Source organism: Pseudoalteromonas rubra, from assembly GCF_004212645.1.
GTDB lineage: Bacteria > Pseudomonadota > Gammaproteobacteria > Enterobacterales > Alteromonadaceae > Pseudoalteromonas > Pseudoalteromonas rubra_G.
Window position 1 is genome coordinate 1 of record NZ_PPUZ01000183.1, and the last position, 595, is coordinate 595.

Annotated in this window: 1 protein-coding gene; it reads left to right on the forward strand. The window is 58.0% G+C overall.

Annotated elements, in window-relative coordinates; all coding sequences use genetic code 11:
* Window positions 1-595, forward strand: a 595-nt coding sequence (locus tag C3B51_RS23430; protein WP_130246567.1) for a condensation domain-containing protein, incomplete at both ends; no start/stop codon positions are given.

Here is a 595-nt window from a genome sequence, read left to right on the forward strand (position 1 = left end):
AGGGGTGTTGTTCGTCCACAGTATGGACCCGGAAAACGACCCCTATGTGACCAATTATCTCTATGAACTAAAAAGCGATGCGGCACTGACCGAATTTACCGACAGCCTGAACTTTTTACTGGCGCGCCACGATGTACTGCGTACCGCGATCCTCTGGCAGGGCAGAGCGCAGGCATTGCAGGTCGTGCAGCGTGAGGTGACTTTGCCTGTGACTCAGCTTACCTGTGCCGCAGGCATGAATGCGCAGCAGACCATTACGGCGCTTGCCGACGGCCCACAGTGGCTGGACCTGGCCTGGGCACCGCTGCTGCGTCTGCAGGTGTGTCAGGACCCGGATACGGGATACCATTATGCGCTGTTGCAGGCACACCACCTGATCATTGACCATGTTGCGATGGCGGTGATCCAGGATGAACTGCACCGCTATAGCATGGGCGAGGCGCACAGCCTGCCGGCACCGGCATCATACCGGCAGTTTATCAGCGATACCCTGGCGCGCATGGAAACGCTCGATATAGAAGGGTTCTTTTCTGAGTCGCTGGGTCACATCAGTGAACCGACGCTGCCCTTTGGGCTGCAGGATACCCAGGGCAAC